This is a genomic window from Sphingomonas caeni (assembly GCF_026013415.1).
In the GTDB taxonomy this organism is placed as follows: domain Bacteria; phylum Pseudomonadota; class Alphaproteobacteria; order Sphingomonadales; family Sphingomonadaceae; genus Sphingomonas; species Sphingomonas caeni.
The window spans coordinates 263,424-279,054 of the sequence record NZ_JAPDOK010000001.1 but is presented as its reverse complement, the minus strand read 5'-3'; the positions used below and the strand labels follow the sequence as shown (position 1 = coordinate 279,054).

The 15,631-nt window shown below is 67.5% G+C and carries 20 protein-coding genes; 2 read left to right on the top strand and 18 right to left on the bottom strand.

All coding sequences use genetic code 11. The annotated features are described in order from the left end of the window. Window positions 1-146: 146 nt before the first annotated feature. Entirely contained in the window at window positions 147-467 is a 321-nt protein-coding gene (locus OF829_RS01560; protein ID WP_264938190.1) for a hypothetical protein, read from the bottom strand. Window positions 468-500: 33 nt separating this feature from the next. Next, a complete protein-coding gene (tgt, locus tag OF829_RS01555) occupies window positions 501-1,640 on the bottom strand; it encodes a tRNA guanosine(34) transglycosylase Tgt (RefSeq protein WP_264938189.1) in 1,140 nt (379 codons plus the stop codon). A 177-nt stretch (window positions 1,641-1,817) separates the two neighbouring features. Here tgt and OF829_RS01550 point away from each other — a divergent pair, with 177 nt between their 5' ends. Beyond that, complete coding sequence (locus OF829_RS01550) at window positions 1,818-2,132, top strand: cupin domain-containing protein (protein WP_264938188.1); 315 nt, start codon at window positions 1,818-1,820, stop codon at window positions 2,130-2,132. A 116-nt stretch (window positions 2,133-2,248) separates the two neighbouring features. On the opposite strand, the gene OF829_RS01545 is transcribed toward OF829_RS01550, so the two are convergent. The 14 genes from OF829_RS01545 to OF829_RS01480 form a co-directional block, all read right to left on the bottom strand. Next, entirely contained in the window at window positions 2,249-3,148 is a 900-nt protein-coding gene (locus OF829_RS01545; RefSeq protein ID WP_264938187.1) for a bifunctional helix-turn-helix transcriptional regulator/GNAT family N-acetyltransferase, read from the bottom strand. Window positions 3,149-3,270: 122 nt separating this feature from the next. Next, window positions 3,271-3,933: an HAD hydrolase-like protein gene (locus OF829_RS01540; protein ID WP_264938186.1), complete on the bottom strand. Its 663-nt coding sequence runs from the start codon at window positions 3,931-3,933 to the stop codon at window positions 3,271-3,273. Continuing rightward, the gene (locus OF829_RS01535) at window positions 3,926-4,837 is read right to left on the bottom strand and encodes a cation diffusion facilitator family transporter (RefSeq protein WP_264938185.1); all 912 of its coding nucleotides are present in this window, start codon (window positions 4,835-4,837) and stop codon (window positions 3,926-3,928) included. Before OF829_RS01535 ends, OF829_RS01540 begins: the two co-directional genes overlap by 8 nt. A 182-nt stretch (window positions 4,838-5,019) precedes the next feature. After that, window positions 5,020-5,532, bottom strand: a complete 513-nt coding sequence (locus tag OF829_RS01530) for an EF-hand domain-containing protein (protein ID WP_264938184.1) — start codon at window positions 5,530-5,532, stop codon at window positions 5,020-5,022. Window positions 5,533-5,545: 13 nt separating this feature from the next. Beyond that, complete coding sequence (queA, locus tag OF829_RS01525) at window positions 5,546-6,571, bottom strand: tRNA preQ1(34) S-adenosylmethionine ribosyltransferase-isomerase QueA (RefSeq protein WP_264938183.1); 1,026 nt, start codon at window positions 6,569-6,571, stop codon at window positions 5,546-5,548. Between the two features lie 15 nt (window positions 6,572-6,586). Further along, window positions 6,587-7,306: a peptidylprolyl isomerase gene (locus OF829_RS01520; RefSeq protein WP_406701384.1), complete on the bottom strand. Its 720-nt coding sequence runs from the start codon at window positions 7,304-7,306 to the stop codon at window positions 6,587-6,589. A 69-nt stretch (window positions 7,307-7,375) separates the two neighbouring features. Further along, entirely contained in the window at window positions 7,376-7,879 is a 504-nt protein-coding gene (gene coaD / locus OF829_RS01515) for a pantetheine-phosphate adenylyltransferase (protein ID WP_264938786.1), read from the bottom strand. 69 nt (window positions 7,880-7,948) lie between these two features. After that, window positions 7,949-8,503, bottom strand: a complete 555-nt coding sequence (locus tag OF829_RS01510; RefSeq protein ID WP_264938181.1) for a GH25 family lysozyme — start codon at window positions 8,501-8,503, stop codon at window positions 7,949-7,951. Between the two features lie 122 nt (window positions 8,504-8,625). Continuing rightward, window positions 8,626-9,525 carry a polyprenyl synthetase family protein gene (locus OF829_RS01505; RefSeq protein WP_264938180.1) on the bottom strand — a complete coding sequence of 300 codons (900 nt, stop codon included), beginning with the start codon at window positions 9,523-9,525 and terminating at the stop codon, window positions 8,626-8,628. Between the two features lie 12 nt (window positions 9,526-9,537). After that, window positions 9,538-9,783, bottom strand: coding sequence for an exodeoxyribonuclease VII small subunit (locus OF829_RS01500; RefSeq protein ID WP_264938179.1), 246 nt, complete (start codon window positions 9,781-9,783; stop codon window positions 9,538-9,540). A gap of 48 nt (window positions 9,784-9,831) precedes the next feature. Then, window positions 9,832-10,206, bottom strand: a complete 375-nt coding sequence (locus OF829_RS01495) for a plastocyanin/azurin family copper-binding protein (protein ID WP_264938178.1) — start codon at window positions 10,204-10,206, stop codon at window positions 9,832-9,834. Continuing rightward, complete coding sequence (locus OF829_RS01490) at window positions 10,203-11,909, bottom strand: AMP-binding protein (protein WP_264938177.1); 1,707 nt, start codon at window positions 11,907-11,909, stop codon at window positions 10,203-10,205. Before OF829_RS01490 ends, OF829_RS01495 begins: the two co-directional genes overlap by 4 nt. A gap of 37 nt (window positions 11,910-11,946) precedes the next feature. Then, window positions 11,947-12,153: a hypothetical protein gene (locus tag OF829_RS01485; protein WP_264938176.1), complete on the bottom strand. Its 207-nt coding sequence runs from the start codon at window positions 12,151-12,153 to the stop codon at window positions 11,947-11,949. Window positions 12,154-12,193: 40 nt separating this feature from the next. After that, window positions 12,194-13,879 carry a sensor domain-containing diguanylate cyclase gene (locus OF829_RS01480; protein ID WP_264938175.1) on the bottom strand — a complete coding sequence of 562 codons (1,686 nt, stop codon included), beginning with the start codon at window positions 13,877-13,879 and terminating at the stop codon, window positions 12,194-12,196. 67 nt (window positions 13,880-13,946) lie between these two features. Here OF829_RS01480 and OF829_RS01475 point away from each other — a divergent pair, with 67 nt between their 5' ends. Next, the gene (locus OF829_RS01475; RefSeq protein ID WP_264938174.1) at window positions 13,947-15,137 is read left to right on the top strand and encodes a DUF418 domain-containing protein; all 1,191 of its coding nucleotides are present in this window, start codon (window positions 13,947-13,949) and stop codon (window positions 15,135-15,137) included. Here the strand turns inward: OF829_RS01475 and OF829_RS01470 are convergent. Together OF829_RS01470 and OF829_RS01465 are read right to left on the bottom strand one after the other, a co-directional pair. Continuing rightward, window positions 15,134-15,400, bottom strand: a complete 267-nt coding sequence (locus OF829_RS01470) for a type II toxin-antitoxin system RelE/ParE family toxin (protein ID WP_264938173.1) — start codon at window positions 15,398-15,400, stop codon at window positions 15,134-15,136. The two genes, OF829_RS01475 and OF829_RS01470, sit on opposite strands and share 4 nt — an antisense overlap. A gap of 3 nt (window positions 15,401-15,403) precedes the next feature. Beyond that, a complete protein-coding gene (locus OF829_RS01465; RefSeq protein WP_264938172.1) occupies window positions 15,404-15,622 on the bottom strand; it encodes a CopG family transcriptional regulator in 219 nt (72 codons plus the stop codon). Window positions 15,623-15,631: the final 9 nt, after the last annotated feature.

Genomic DNA, 15,631 nt, shown 5'->3' with positions numbered 1-15,631 from the left:
CCGCCAGAACAAGCGCTCTACGCCCCGCTACCCGAAGCCTCGACAAAGGCTTCCCCGGTAGCCACGCGAATAGCCGATTCCGGCGCTGATTGCTGCCCCCGATTTTCAAGCGTGCCGGGGTGAAACACTTGATAGTTAATGTAATTTTAGTGATCCGCGCCCTTCGCGGCGAGCATCAGGATGGTGAGGATGTTGATCCCCATCGTCGCCATCAGCAGCGGATCGGCCGGGCGCCCCGCGCTCAGATAGCCCGAGAGCGCGACCGAGCAGACGCCCAGCGCATAGGTGCTGGCGATCACCAGCGCCGAATTAGCGAGCCCCTTGGGGAAGACCGCGGCGATGACGAGCGCCCCGCCCGCGATCAGATCGGGGACCTTGAACAGCGAATTGGTCATGGTGCCGTTGAGCACGCGATAGGCGATGATCACCCCGACGGCGGCGGCAAGCAGTCTCAGGATCGGCAGCATGGCGGTCTCCCTGGAAAGTTGGTCAACCGGGGATTAGCCGCTTTCCGGGGCGCCGCAATAGGCGGCGCGGAAGTCATTGGCGAAGCTCGACAAACGGCCCTCGCCGATCGCCATGCGCAGGTCCGCCATCAGCGCCTGGTAGAAATAGAGGTTATGCTCGGTCATCAGCATCGCGCCCAGGATTTCGCCGGCGCGGACCAGATGGTGGAGATAGGCGCGGCTCGAGCCGGCGCAGACGGGGCAGGCGCAGGCCGGATCGAGCGGTCCCTGGTCCTCGCCGAACTTCGCGTTGCGGATGTTGATCGGCCCTTGCCGCGTGAACGCCTGCCCGGTCCGCCCGGAGCGCGTCGGCAGCACGCAATCGAACATGTCGATCCCGCGCTCGACCGCGCCGACGATATCGTTGGGCTTGCCCACCCCCATCAGATAGCGCGGCTTGCGCGCGTCGAGCTGGCCCGGCGCATAGTCGAGCACGCCGAACATCGCCTCCTGCCCTTCGCCGACCGCGAGCCCGCCCACCGCATAGCCGTCGAAACCGATATCGAGCAGCGCGTCCGCCGATGCCTTGCGCAGCCCCTCGTCGAGCGCGCCCTGCTGGATGCCGAAGATCGCGTTGCCCGCGGCATGCTCGCCGCCCGCATCGAAGCCGTCGCGGCTGCGCTTCGCCCAGCGCATCGAGCGCTCCATCGCCGCCGCCTGCACCTCGCGCGCCGAGGTGGTGGGGACGAGCTCGTCGAACGCCATCACGATGTTCGAGCCGAGCAGCCGCTGGATCTCCATCGATCGCTCGGGCGTGATCAGGTGCCTGCTGCCGTCGAGATGCGATTTGAACGCCACGCCTTCCTCGCTGCGCTTGGTCAGCTCGGAAAGGCTCATCACCTGATAGCCGCCCGAATCGGTCAGGATCGGCCGGTCCCAGCCCATGAAGCCGTGCAGCCCGCCCAGCCGGTGGACGCGCTCGGCGCCGGGGCGCAGCATGAGGTGATAGGTGTTGCCCAGGATGATGTCCGCGCCGCTCGCGCGCACATCCTGCGGCTTCATCGCCTTGACCGTCGCGGCGGTGCCGACGGGCATGAAGGCCGGAGTGCGGATATTGCCGCGCTGCATCGCGATCTCGCCGAGCCGGGCCTTGCCGTCGGTCGCGTGGATGGTGAAGTGGAAGCGGGGAGGCATGGCGGGGCTCTAGCGGCGAGGTTGCCCCCAATCAAATCCTCCCCCGGAGGGGGAGGGGGACCAGCGAAGCTGGTGGAGGGGTAGTCGCCACGAGCGGTGTCGCCTGAGGAGAATACCCCTCCGTCAGGCTGCGCCTGCCACCTCCCCCTCCGGGGGAGGATTTGCTAGGTCGAAACCATGCTCACGAACCTCCTCGCCCCGCTTCCCGATACCAGTGCCGGCGAGCTGTTCGACGAGCTTCTGTCGCGCCCCGGCGTCCGCCTTGAGCGGATCGTCTCGCACGGCCAATCGACACCCGAGGATGCGCCGATGGTGCAGGCGCACGACGAATGGGTGCTGCTGCTCGAAGGCGCGGCAGGGCTGCGGATCGGGGATTCGGAAGTGACGCTCGCGCCCGGCGATCACCTGCTGATCGAAGCCGGGCGGAAGCATTGGGTCACCTGGACCGCGAAAGACCGCCCGACCGTCTGGCTCGCGCTGCACCTCGGCTAGAGCGATCCCTTTAAATCCGTTCGCCCTGAGCTTGTCGAAGGGCCGTTCATTCTTCCGCCGGTCAAAACCAGGACTGTGCTTCGACAAGCTCAGCACGAACGGAAAAGGGAATCACCCTAAAGCTCCAGCTCCCAGGTCTCGCCCTGCTCGGGCTTGCCGAACTCGTCATGCACCTGCGTGGAGACGATGCGGAACCCCGCCCCGGCATAGATTTTCCGCGCGCTGGTCAGCACCGTATGGGTCCACAGCACGATCTTGGGATAGCCCGCGGCCCGCGCGAAATCGATGCAGGCATCGACCAGCGCCTTGCCGATCCCCAGCCCGCGCGCCTCGGCCTCGACATAGAGCAGCCGCAGCCGCGCCACGCCCGCATCCTCGACCAGGAAGACGCAGCCCAGCATCCGCCCGCCGCGCTCGGCCACCCAGCATTGCTCGCGGCCGGGCACGAAGTCGCGCAGGAAATCGGTGACGATCTCGCCGATCAGCACCTCCATGCCGCGCCCCCAGCCATAGCCCTCATGGTAGAGGATCGACTGGCGCGCCGCGATCAGCCCCATGTCGCCGGTCCGGAAGGTGCGCAGCGTCCAGGGCTCGTCCTCCCCCGCCATCAGCAGCCGCGCGGTATCGAGCGCCTGCGTCAGCGCCGCGCGCCCCGCCTCGCCGAGCGGTTCAAGCTGGCGCGCGGTCTCCTCGCGCGTCGCCTGGTCGAGCTCGGCGAACGCCGCGCGCCCCGCCTCGGTCAGCACGATCGGCCGCTCGCGCGCGTCGGCGCCGCGCCCGCGCGCGATCCAGCCATGCTGCTCGAAGCGGCGCAGCATCCGGCTGGCATAGCCCGGGTCGAGATCGAGCAGCGCCTGCAGCGTGCTCGCCAGCACCGGCGCGCGCTGCGCGATCTCGTAGAGCAGCCGCGCCTCGATCACACTCAGATCGCTGCCCATGTAGCGCGGCTTGAGTACCCCGGCGAAGCGGGTGTGCACCCGGTTGAAGGCGCGGAAGCTCTCGACGGCATCGGTCATGGCATCGGCGTACGCCTATAGTTGACGATGTCAAGTATATGGTCGGTCTGAACCTTGATAGTGTGAAGCTAGTGTCAACTTTCACAGGCTGGGACGGTCCGGCCTCGCGAACCGGACCCCGCTCAGCGGTGCGCGGCGACGTAGTCGAGAATGTCCTGCGGCTCGCGGAACAGCGCGTCGGGCTTGAGCGCCGCGAGCAGGTCCTCGGCGGCATAGCCCCACAGCACCGACCCGGCGCGCATCCCCACCTCGCGCGCGGCATCGACGTCGCGGGTCTCGTCGCCGATCGCCAGCGCCTCGTTCGGCGCGACGCGGAGCTTCTTGAGCGTCTTGCGGAATTTGGGCGCCTTGCCGAACAGCGAGGAGCCGCACGCATAATATTCGATCCGCGCGGCATTCTCCGGGCCCAGGATGCGCCGGGCATTGTCCTCCGAATTGGAGGTGACCAAAGCGAGCTTCACGCCCGTCGTCTTCAGCTGCTCGAGCAGGTTGGGCGTGCCCGGGAACAGCTCGATCTGCCCGACATTGCGCCCGACCAGCCGGCGGACATACCAGGCGATGAAGGGCAGCTTCCACTTCGAGATGCCGAGAAACTCGATCACCTCGCGCGAGCTGCGCCGGCGCAGCATCTCGACCTGGTCGGGCTGGACGGTGCGGAAGCGGAAGGTGCGCGCGAGATCGTCGACGACCGAGAGGAACCAGTCGCCGCTGTCCGACAGCGTGCCGTCGAAATCGAAGATCACCAGCCGGACTCGCCCGCCGGCCGAAGCCGCGGGGTCAGTCATGCCTGTGGTCCCCATTCCCGTGCATCCGGCATTCCGCCCCGTTGCCCAATTCGATCTGGACGGTCGTATGGTCGATCCCGAAGTCGTGCGCCAGCCGGTGTTGCAGATCGATCAGGAAAGCGTCGCCGGGATGGCCTTCGGGGATCACCAGATGCGCGGTCAGCGCCGCCTCGGTGGTGCTCATCGGCCAGATATGGAGATCGTGGATGCGGGTGACCCCGGGGAGCGACTCGAGCGCGGCGCGGACGCGGTCGGCGTCGATCCGCGGCGGCACCATGCCGAGCGCGAGCCCGAGCGATTCGGTGAGCAGCCCCCAGGTGCTCCACAGGATCACCGCGACGATGACCAGGCTGATCGCCGGGTCGATCCAGGCATTGCCCGTCAGCAGGATCAGCCCGCCGCCGATCACCACCCCCGCCGAGACCGCGGCGTCGGCCGCCATGTGGAGATAGGCGCCGCGGATGTTGAGGTCATGCTTGTGCCCGCGCGCGAAGAGCAGGGCGGTGGCGGTGTTGATGACGATGCCGACCCCCGCGACCGCCATCACCGCGCCGCCCTGGATCGGCGGGGGAGCGCCCAGCCGCTGCACCGCCTCGAGCGTGATCGCGCCGACCGCGACGAGCAGCAGCAGCGCATTGGCGAGCGCGGCGAGGATCGAGGAGCCCCGCAGTCCATAGGTGAAGCGCTTCGACGCCGGCCGCTTGGCCAGCTCGGCGCCGCCCCAGGCGACGAGCAGCCCGAGCACGTCGGAGAGATTGTGCCCCGCGTCCGCGAGCAGCGCGACCGAATCGGTCAGGAAGCCCGCGGCACCCTCCACCGCGACAAAGGCGAGGTTGAGCGCGGTCCCTATCGCGAAGGCGCGGCCGAAATCGGCGGGGGCATGGTGGTCGTGATGCGCGGCCATCGCCCCCTCTTAGCGGGGCCGGGGCGTGAGATGCTAGGACATAGAGTCGGGTTTCAGCTTCGCTGAAACATGCGGCGCCGGCCCGCTCCTCCACCCGGCCTCCCTTACTTTAGTATTCTATGGGAGGCCGGGTGGAGGAGCGGGCCGGCGCCGCAACCTCGGCGTGAGCCGAGCAAAAAAAGCTACTCGTCGTGCTGCTGCCCGTCGCGGCGGCGGCGGCCGTCGAAGCGGATCATCTGCGGCGGGCCGACGCGGACCAGCTCCGAACGGACGATGACGCCGTCCTTGTTCGCATCGAAGCGCGCGAAGAACAGCGCGAACCGGTCCGAGAGTTCGGCAAAGGTGATGCGGTTGTCGCCGTCCGCATCGGCTTCGAACGGGCTGGGCAGCGCGTTGCGGTTGCCGAGCCAGGTCTCGGCCCAGTCGGAAAAGCCGATATAGCTGAGGTTGCCCTTGTGCTGGGGATCGGCCAGATCGAAGCTGTGGCGCAGCCCCGCGTCGAATTCGGCGCGGGTGACGCGGGCGTCGCCATCGCTGTCGAACGCCGCGATCATCAGCGCGACCGGCTCGGCGATCAGGTTGGCGGGCGGCTGGCCCGGGCCCGCGGGCGCACCGGGCGCGGGCGGCGTGGGCGTCTGCTGGGCATAGGCGGGCAGGGCGATCAGCATCGCGACGAGGGTCAGCAACAGGCGCATCGGGATTCCTTGGTCACGGCAGCAACAGGCTCGCATCGCCATAGCTGTAGAAGCGATACTTTGTGTCGATCGCATGGCGATAGGCCGCCTGCATCCGCTCCAGCCCCATCAGCGCGCTCACCAGCATGAACAGCGTCGATTTGGGCAAATGGAAGTTGGTGATCAGTCCGTCGATCCCCCGGAACCGGTAGCCCGGGGTGATGAAGATCGCGGTGTCGCCTTCGAACGGGCGGATCACGCCGTCCTCGCTGCAGGCGCTCTCGATCAGGCGCAGGCTGGTGGTGCCGACCGCGATCACCCGGCCGCCGCCCGCGCGCACGGCGTTGAGGCGGTCGGCGGTGCCGGCGTCGATCCGGCCCCATTCGGCGTGCATCTTGTGGTCGTCGGTATCCTCGGCCTTGACCGGCAGGAAGGTGCCCGCGCCGACATGCAGGGTGAGCGTCGTATGCGCCACGCCAGCAGCCTGGAGCGATTCGATGAGTCCGGGCGTGAAGTGGAGCGCGGCGGTGGGGGCCGCGACCGCGCCGGGATCCGCGGCGAACATCGTCTGGTAATCCTCGGCATCGCGCTCGTCGGTGCCGCGCTTGGAGGCGATGTAAGGGGGGAGCGGCATCCGGCCGCAGCGTTCGAGCAGCAGCTCGACCGGCTCGTCGCCCGCGAAATCGAGCGCGAAGCTGCCATCCTCGGCGCGGTCGCTCGCGGTGGCGCTCACCCCCGCGCCGAAATCGATCGTGTCACCCTCGCGGAGGCGCTTGGCGTTGCGGATGAAGGCGCGCCAGCGGCGGGGCCCCTCGCGCTTGTGGAGCGTGGCGCCGATCTTCGCCTCACCCCGGAGCCCTTCGAGCTGCGCCGGAATGACGCGCGTGTCGTTGAAGACGAGGCAGTCGCCCGCGCGGAGCTGGCCGGGCAGGTCCGAGACCAGCAGGTCGCGCGTCTCCGCGCCGTCCAGCACGAGCAACCGTGCCGAATCGCGCGGGGAAGCGGGCCGCAGCGCGATCCGCTCGGGGGGGAGCTCGAAATCAAAAAGGCCGACGTCCACCGGCCTCTCCCCGGCTTACTGCTTCGGCGGCGGGGCGCCCGGCAGCGTGACCGCTTCCTCGCCCGCGGGCAGCGCGACGGTACCCGGCGTCGCGGCCTGATAGGGCGGGGGGCTATCCGACTCGATATAGGCGTGGAGGATGCGCGTCGGATGCGCGGGTGGCTCGCCGCGCTCGATCTTGTCGACCCATTCCATGCCCGAGGTCACGCGCCCGAACACGGTATAGTTGTGATCGAAGCCGAGGCGCGGGCTGAACATGATGAAGAACTGGCTGTTCGCGCTGTTCACATCCTCGGCGCGCGCCGCCGAGACGGTGCCGCGGACGTGCGGCAGCCGGCTGAACTCGGCGGGGAGATTGGGGAGCGCCGAGGCGCCGGTGCCATTGCCCTTGGGATCGCCGCCCTGCGCCATGCCTTCAGGGGCGTCGTTGACGCGGTGGAAGATCGTGCCGTCATAGAAATGCTGGCGGGTAAGCGTCTTGATCCGCTCGACCATTTGCGGCGCGACATCGGGGCGCAGCCGGATGGTGACGCGGCCGCCCGAGGAGAGATCGAGCACCCAGGTATTTTCGGGATCTGGCGCAACCACCAGCGCGGCGGGCTGGTTGGAGGCGGGCGTCGACGCTACGCGATCGGGACGGAAAGGCTGGGCGGGCGCCGGCTTGCCGCGCTGTGCGGCGGCGGGCATCGCGACCAGGGAAACGGCCAGGGCGGCCATAAGTGCAACGAAACGCATCGACTCTCCACTCGCGTCTATCGGGCTGTGGCGCGGGTCTAGAGCAGTCCTGCCGCCGCGCAAACCCCGCTATGCACCGCCTTTGCGGCCAATCTTGGACACGCGCGCGACGACATCGGCTTCCACTGCGGGGGAGACGAACTTGCCGATCGCGCCGCCATAGAGCGCGATTTCCTTGACCAGCTTGCTCGCGATCGGCTGGAGCGAGACATCGGCCATCAGGAAGACGGTCTCGATCCGGTCGTTGAGCTGCTGGTTCATCCCGGCCATCTGATACTCATATTCGAAGTCGGCGACGGCGCGCAGGCCGCGGACGATCATGCTCGCCCCCTCGCGCTCGGCAAAGTCCATCAGCAGCGAATCGAAGCTGACGACGTGGATCTCGCCCTCGATCCCGCCCGTCTCGCGCTTCACCATCGCCATCCGTTCCTCGATCGAGAACATCGGGTTCTTGCTCGGGTTGGTGGTGACCCCGATCACCAGCCGGTCGGCCAGCTTCGCGCCGCGCCGGATGATGTCCATATGGCCGCGAGTGATCGGATCGAAGGTGCCGGGATAGACGCCGGTGCGGATGGTCATAGGGCTCTCCCTGATCGGGCGGCTGTGCTGCAAGTGCGAAAGGCAGGTGTCAAGCTCGGTGACTCAGGGGCGCCACACGTTCCAGTCGACCCGGCCCTCGATCCCGGGCACGCTGCGGAAGCTCGATGCCTGCCAGATCGCCCAGGGGCGGGCGCCCCATTTTGGCTCGCGGAAGATGCTGCGCAGCCACAGGCGGCGATGGATGCGGGCGCTGACTCCATAGCCCGAATCGAACTCGCGGGTGAGATAGAGGACCACCGGCTGGCGGTAGCGCGTCTCGACCGCGCGGATGAAGATCATCAGTTCGACGAACAATGCCTCGGGCTCGGGCCGGTCGGCGCAATTGCCGCCGAATTCGAGATCGACCGCAGGGGCGAGCATATTGCCGTCGCCCGGCACCGCGGCGATGAAATTGGCCGCCTGGACGTCGCCCGGCGTGCACAATGAGAAATAATGATAGGCGCCGCGCGCGATCCCCGCTGCGCCCGCGCCCTTCCAGTTCACCTCGAACATCGGATCGCGTGAGGTCCCGCCCTCGCTCGCCTTGATATAGGCGAAGTCGACCTGGCGCTGGCGGGCGACCGCGGTCCAGTCGATCACGCCCTGATGGTGCGACACGTCGATGCCCTGGCGGGGCCAGGTTTCTTCCGAGGGGCGCCAATGGACCGCGTAGAGCCAGGCCGCGATGGCGAGGCCGGTCGCGGCGAGCAGGATGATCGCCGTCCAGCGGAGCGGCGTGCTCAGCGGTCGCGTTCCAATGTGAAGCGGGCGATGTCGCGCAGCAGGTCCGCCTCGGGGCCATAGGGGTGGAGATGGGCGATCGCCTGATCGACCAGCATCTCGGCCTGCGCGCGGGCGCGGTCGAGGCCGAGCAGCGAGAGAAAGGTCTCCTTGCCGCGCGCGCCGTCCTTGCGGAGCTTCTTGCCCGCAAGATCCTCGTCGCCCTCGGCGTCGAGGATGTCGTCGGCGATCTGGAAGGCGAGGCCGACATCGCGGGCATAGCCGCGCAGTCCCGTACGGCCCTCGGGCGGCACGCGGCCGAGGATCGCGCCCATCTCGACCGCGCAGGCGATCAGCGCGCCGGTCTTCATCGCCTGAAGCCGGGTGACGGTTGGCAGGTCGAAGCTCGCCTTCTCGGCCTCGAGATCCATCATCTGCCCGCCCGCCATGCCCGAAGGGCCCGAGGCGCGGGCGAGCTCGTAGCTCAGTTCGGTGCGGACGAAGGGGTCGGGATAGGTCGCCTCGTGCCCGAGCACCTCGAAGGCGAGCGCGTGGAGGCAATCGCCGGCAAGGATCGCGGTCGCCTCGTCGAAGGCGCGGTGGACGGTGGGCTTGCCGCGACGGACATCGTCATCGTCCATCGCGGGCAGATCGTCATGGATCAGCGAATAGACATGGATGCATTCGACCGCGGTGGCGACGCGCGCGGTGCAGCTGCGGTCGACCCCGAACAGCCGTGCGGTGGCGAAGACGAGCAGGGGGCGGAGCCGCTTGCCGCCCCCGATCGCCGCGTGGCGCATCGCGCGGTAGAGATCGGCGCGGGGATCGTCGGGGATGGTCAGCAGCAGATCGAATTGCCGGTCGATCTCGGACGATACCTGCTTGAGCGCGGCCTGGAGCGCGAGGCTCGCATGCGCCATGTCAGGCAAGGGTCAGCCCGCGGCGAAAGGGGCCGTGCCCGAGGGCCTCCCCTCGGCATCGAGCCGGATCGCCTCGATCCGCGCCTGCGCCGCATCGAGCCGCGCGGCGCATTGCTTGCGCAGCCGGTCGCCGCGTTCGTACAGGTCGATCGCTTCCTGGAGCGCGGCCTCGCCGCTCTCGAGCCGCCCGACGATCCGCTCGAGTTCCTTGAGCGCTTCCTCGAACGAAAGTGCGGCGATGTCGGTGTCTTCGGCCATGCCCAGCCTATGCGGCAGGGCGGCGGGCGAATGCAACCGGATTGGGCCTCAACTCACCACGATCTTGCCCGTCATGCCGAAGCTGGCGTGGAGGAAATGGGTGCAGCGCACCGGATAGCTGCCCGCGGCGGGGGCGGTGAGGTGGATGTCGACGGGCTGACCGGCGCCGACCTCGATCTTGCCCTTGCTGATCTTCGCGCGGTCGGCGGGGGCGATCTTCGCCGCGGCGAAGAAGGTGGCGGCGCCGAAGCTGTGGCCGCCGGTGCTGGTCAGATGGAGGACATAGGCCTGGCCGGCCTTCATCCGGATCGTGTCGGGAGTGAATTTGAAGTTGCTCATCGCCACGTCGATCCGCGTTTCGGCGGCGGGCGCGGGCGGGGCGATCAACAGGGTCAGCGCGAGCGCGGTGGAACGGAGGATCATGGTTTTTCTCGTGGTGGCGAAACCCGTACCTCGGCCAATAGGTCCTTGCGGCTGAGCTTGCCGATCATCGTCTTGGGCAGATTGTCGCGCACGACAACTTCCGCCACGCGCTCATGCTTGCCGAGCTTGCCGTTCAGCCATTGGCAGAGCTCCGGCCCCGTGGTTCTCGCGCCCTCGTTGAGCGTCACATAGGCATGCGGCAGTTCGCCATGATAGGCGTCGGGCAGGCCGATCACCAGCGCCTCCTTCACCGCCGGATTGCGATAGAGCACATCCTCGATCTGGCTGGGGAAGACCTTGAACCCCCCGACCGCGATCATGTCCTTGAGACGGTCGACGATGCGGATATAGCCGTCCTCGTCGATCGTCGCGACATCGCCGGTGCGCAGCCAGCGCACGCCCTTTCGATCGGTGACGAAGACCTGCTTGTCGGCATCGGGCCGGTTCCAATAGCCCCTCATGATCTGAGGTCCCGCGACCACCAGCTCGCCGGGCTCCCCCTTGGGCACGGCCCTTTTCGGATTCTCCTTGTCGACCAGCTTGACGCGCGTGCCCGCGAGCGGCTGGCCGATCGTGCCGGGCTTGTTGAGCCCGTCATACGGGTTGGTGGAAACCACGCCCGAGCTTTCGGAAAGGCCATAGCCCTCGATCAACCGCGAGCCGGTGAGCTTCTCGAACACGCTCTTGAGCTGTTCGGGGAGCGGGGCGCCACCCGAGATGCAGTAGCGCACCGAGGCGAAGCTGTCGGCGGTCATGTCGGGCGAATCGAGCAGCGCCTGGAACATGGTCGGCACGCCGGGAAGCGCTCGCGCGCCGGTACGCTTGAGCGCGGCGATCGCCTGCTTGGCGTTGAAGCGCGGCAGCATGACGATCTCGCCGCCGGCCAGCACGGTGCGGTTGAGCACGCAGGTATTGGCGAAGACATGGAACATCGGCAGCACGCCGAGCACGCTGTCCTTCGCCTGCCCGCGCTCCGGATCGAGCAGCGCGACCTGGCGCGCATTGGCCGAGAGATTCTGGTGCGTCAGCATCGCCCCCTTGGGGGTGCCGGTAGTGCCGCCGGTATATTGGATCAGCGCGAGGTCGTTCTCGGGGTCGATCTTCGGATGCGCGGCCGAGCCGTCATTATGGATCAGCGAGGAGAAGGCGAGAATGCGAGGGTCGTCCGGCCGCTTGGCGACCTCGGCGCCGCGGAAGAGCCGGTAGAAGAGCGACTTGGCCGAGGGCAGCGCCCCCGCGACCGATCCCACCACCAGCCGCTCGAGATCACTCCTCTCGAGCACCGCGAGCGCCGTGGGCAACAGTGCGGAGGCGGAGAGGGTGAAGAGCAGTCTGGTCCCCGAATCCGCGACCTGCGCGGAGAGTTCGTCGACCGAATAGAGCGGCGAGAAATTGACCACCGTCGCGCCGAGCTTGAGCACGCCGTAATAGGCCGCGACATAGTGCGGCACGTTGGGCAGGAAGAGCCCGATCCGGTCGTCCGGGCCATAACCGAGCGCCTTTAGCCCGTGCGCCACCCGGTTCGCGCCGTCGAGCGTCTCGGCATAGCTGTAACGCCGGCCCATGAAATCGATCAGCGGCGCTTCCGGATGCGCGGCGGCGCTCGCTTCGAACAGATCGACCATCGATTGCGGGGGGAAGGGCTGATCCCAAACGCCGGGGTGGCGGAAATCACTGCGCCAGATTTGCTCGGGGTCGCTCATTTACAGGGGTGTAAGCAGCGGTCCGGAGGCAGGCAAGTCACCGCGTCAGCTTCTGCGTCCAGGTGATCAGCACCGAGATCGCGACCAGGCCGATATCGATCGCGGCACGCATCTCGTGCGGGTTACGGTCGCCCTGCTCGTGGGTGAGGATGCGGATGTCGGCACGGTTGTGCGGCGACCAGAGCGCGAGCAGCGCCAGGGCCGTCAGCCCCGCGACCGCAATCCGGAAACGCCCCTTGTCCATCCGACCTGAATAGGCCCGCCGCGGCGGCGCGGCAAGCGAATCAGGCGGCCTCGCGGTCCGGCGCGGCGCGGACGCGGTCGCGGCCGGCGGATTTGGCCTGGAACAGCGCCTTGTCGGCGCCGCGATAGAGCTTCTTCCATTCGGGTTCGGTAGTGAGCGGCCCGGTGCAGGTGCCGATGCTCGCGGTCACCTGCATGTCGAACGGCATCCGTGTCGCGCGAAGCTTGGCGAGGATGCGGTCGGGATCGACCGGCTCGCCGGCACGGGTGAGGATCGCGAATTCCTCGCCGCCGATCCGGGCGATCAGCGCGCTTGCCGGCGCCGACGCGCGCAGCATCCGCGCGAACACGCGCAGCACCTCGTCGCCGCCGTCATGGCCGAGCGTGTCGTTGACGCTCTTGAAATGGTCGAGATCGGCGACGTGGAGCGTCTGCTCGCCCTCGCGCCCGATCGCCTGTTCGAGGAAGGCGCGGCGGTTGAGCAGGCCGGTGAGCGGATCGGCATCGGCGAGGCGGCGCGCGATTTCCTCCGCGGTGATCGCCTCGTCGCGCTCGATCGAGAGCAGGCGGATGCGATAGGCGATGGCGAGGCTCGACAGCAAAGCCTCGGCCGACATCGACAGGACCGTCGAATTGTCGAGCCAGAAGTTCCACGGCAGCACATGGAGGTTGCCGAGCGTGCGCAGGATCGAGGTCAGGATCGGCGCGCCCCATGCCAGCGCGAACAGCCAGAGATAGTTGCTGCGCAGCCGCCATGCGCGCCACAGGGTCGGTAGGATGACGCCCGCCAGCGCCACGAAGACGCTGGTGAAGATCAGGTCGCCCACACGGACCGCGATCGGCGCCGTGAGGAAGACGAAGAGGCCCGCACCTGCCAGCACGCAGGCGACTCCGACTGCCAGGCGCCCCAGCCAACCCGCGAAAATCCGCTCCTCGAAAAAGGCCCGCGCGAACATCAATGCGGCGCCGCCCATCAGTCCGAGGGTCAGATAGTTGAGCCTCAGGCGATCGTTGTTCGCGATCTCCGGCCATACCCAGACAAGCGTGCCAGAGGAGGAGAAGGCATAGGCGAACAGCCCCAGGACCATCGCGCAATACCAGAGCTGGAAATGGTGGCGAAGCGCGCCCCACAGTGCGAGATTGTAGCAGATCAGCGCGAGGCACAGCCCGCCGAACGCCGCATACATCGCCGCCATCACCAGATTGGCACGGGCGCTCTCCTTGTCGGTCGCGAGCCGCGCGCCGAGCAGGATGCCGCGCACGCTCGCCGATCCCTGGACGTGCCACATCAGCCGGACGATCTTGGCCTTGGCCATCGGCAGGGGATGCTCGACGATCGCCCCGAGCTGGAGCAGCGGGGTCACGCCGCGCGGCCCGGTGATGGTCGAGCGCATCATGCCGTCGGCATAGAGGATATGAAGCGACAGACTGTCCTGCCAAAGGCTGGCGACGCGCGCGTTGAGCGGGGCGCGGGGCCTGGATTTCTGGAGGATGTCCTCGGAGATGATCCAGAAATTGCCCGCACCCATTTTATACTGCGGGGTGGTGCAGTCGAAGCGTTCGGGATGCCGGATCAGTTCGGCCGGGTTCATCCCGCCGGTATCGCGCAGCACGCAGACCTTGAGCTCGCGGCCCGCCACACCGGTCTGGGCATGCGCCGGACGCGAAAGTGCGATGCCGAGGCACACACAGATCAGGCTCAGCAGTGTAACGATCCCGCGCGACATGCGCCTTTTCTAGATGTTAGATGCCAAACAACGCGTAAACGAAACAATGTTTTGAGGGAGGGGATGCATGGCGGAAGGGGGATCGCCCGCGGGCGATGTGAGCGCGCGGCTCGAGGTGGTCGATATCCTGCGCGGATTCGCGCTGACGGGGCTGTTCCTCGTCCATATGATCGAGAGCTACGAGCTCTACTGGAAGAAGCCCGACAGCACCCCGCTCGGCGACACCGTCTATCTGCTCTTCATGGGCAAGAGCTTCTCGCTGCTCGCGCTCTGCTTCGGCTTCAGCTTCTACATATTGATGGAGCGCGCGGCGCGGCGCGGGGTGGATTTCACCGCGCGCTTCGCATGGCGGCTGATCGTGCTGTTCGCGATCGGCACGCTCCATGCGCTCATCTATCGCGGGGACATCATCCAGCTGCTCTCGGCGATGGGATTCGTGCTGCTGCTGTTCCACCGGATCAAGAACAACCGGCTGCTGATCGCGCTCGCGGTGCTTTTCCTCGCCCAGCCCTGGCTGTTCGTGAAACTGATCGCCGACGCGAGCGGCGCGGCCTGGGCGAACCAGCTCCCGCTCCATTATCAGGACCCGGGGATGGACATCTATATCGGCGGCACCCTCGCCCAGACGCTCCAGGTCAATCTGTGGGGCGGGCAATGGTCGAAATGGTTCTTCATGATCGAGAGCGGCCGGATCATGCAGATCATGGGGCTGTATCTGACCGGCATGGTGCTCGGCCGGATCGGCTTTTTCGGGCGGCTGGCCGATTTCGCCAAGGGGCGGTGGATCGGGCTGTCGCTCGCGCTGGGCGCCGCGGCGATCCTCTATTTCGTGCGCGGCGACCTGTCGGGCTGGGTCGGCGCGAACCATGGCGAGGCGGCAGGGCGCGACACGGGCTATATCCTCGGCAGCTGGTTCGAGCTTGCGGGGATGAGCAGCTGGGCGCTGATCCTGTGCGCGCTCTACCAGAGCGCGCGGCGGGCGCTGATCCTGCCCTTCGCGGCGCTCGGCCGGCTGACGCTGACGCTCTACATCCTCCAGAGCCTGGTGTTCGTGCCGATCTTCTACAGCTTCGGGCTGGGGCTATGGGACGATTGGAGCCAGGCGACGCGGCTGGGCGTCGGGATCGGCGCGGTCGCGATCCAGATGGGGCTCGCGGCGTGGTGGCTCGCGCACTTCCAGTACGGCCCGATCGAATGGGTATGGCGCGCGCTCACCTATATGACGACGGAGATTCCGTTCAGGCGGAAGGCAGCCTAGCCAGCGCGGGCGCCGTGGCGGATCGAGTCGATTTCCACATGGTCGTCCAGCACCCGGTATCGGATCAGATAGGGATAGACGATCGACATCTGGCGTCGCCCGTCGCCGAGCGGCGTGCCGCGATGGGGGAATTGCTCCAGGGACTGTGCGCAAGCCACCATGCGCCCAGCCAATCGATAGGCGGCGGGTTGATCGAATAGCTCGATATATTCGATGATCGCCGTCAACTCTTCCAGCGCGGCGTCGCTCCACGTGACGCGCACCGGTTACTCGCCGGGCTGGGGACGGGGGCGTTTGTTTCCGTTGATATAGTCGGTCAGCCAGCGGATCACCGCCGTGTTGCTGATCGTACGTCCGGCAGCATGATCCGCCATGCCCCGCGCATCGGCGGCATCGATCGCCGCCTGATCGACGTTGTCGAAAATGCCCGGCTCCGAGGGGTCGAAGCCCTGCGCGCGTTTCCAGTCGTCCTTCGGCTCATCCATGTCCGCCAC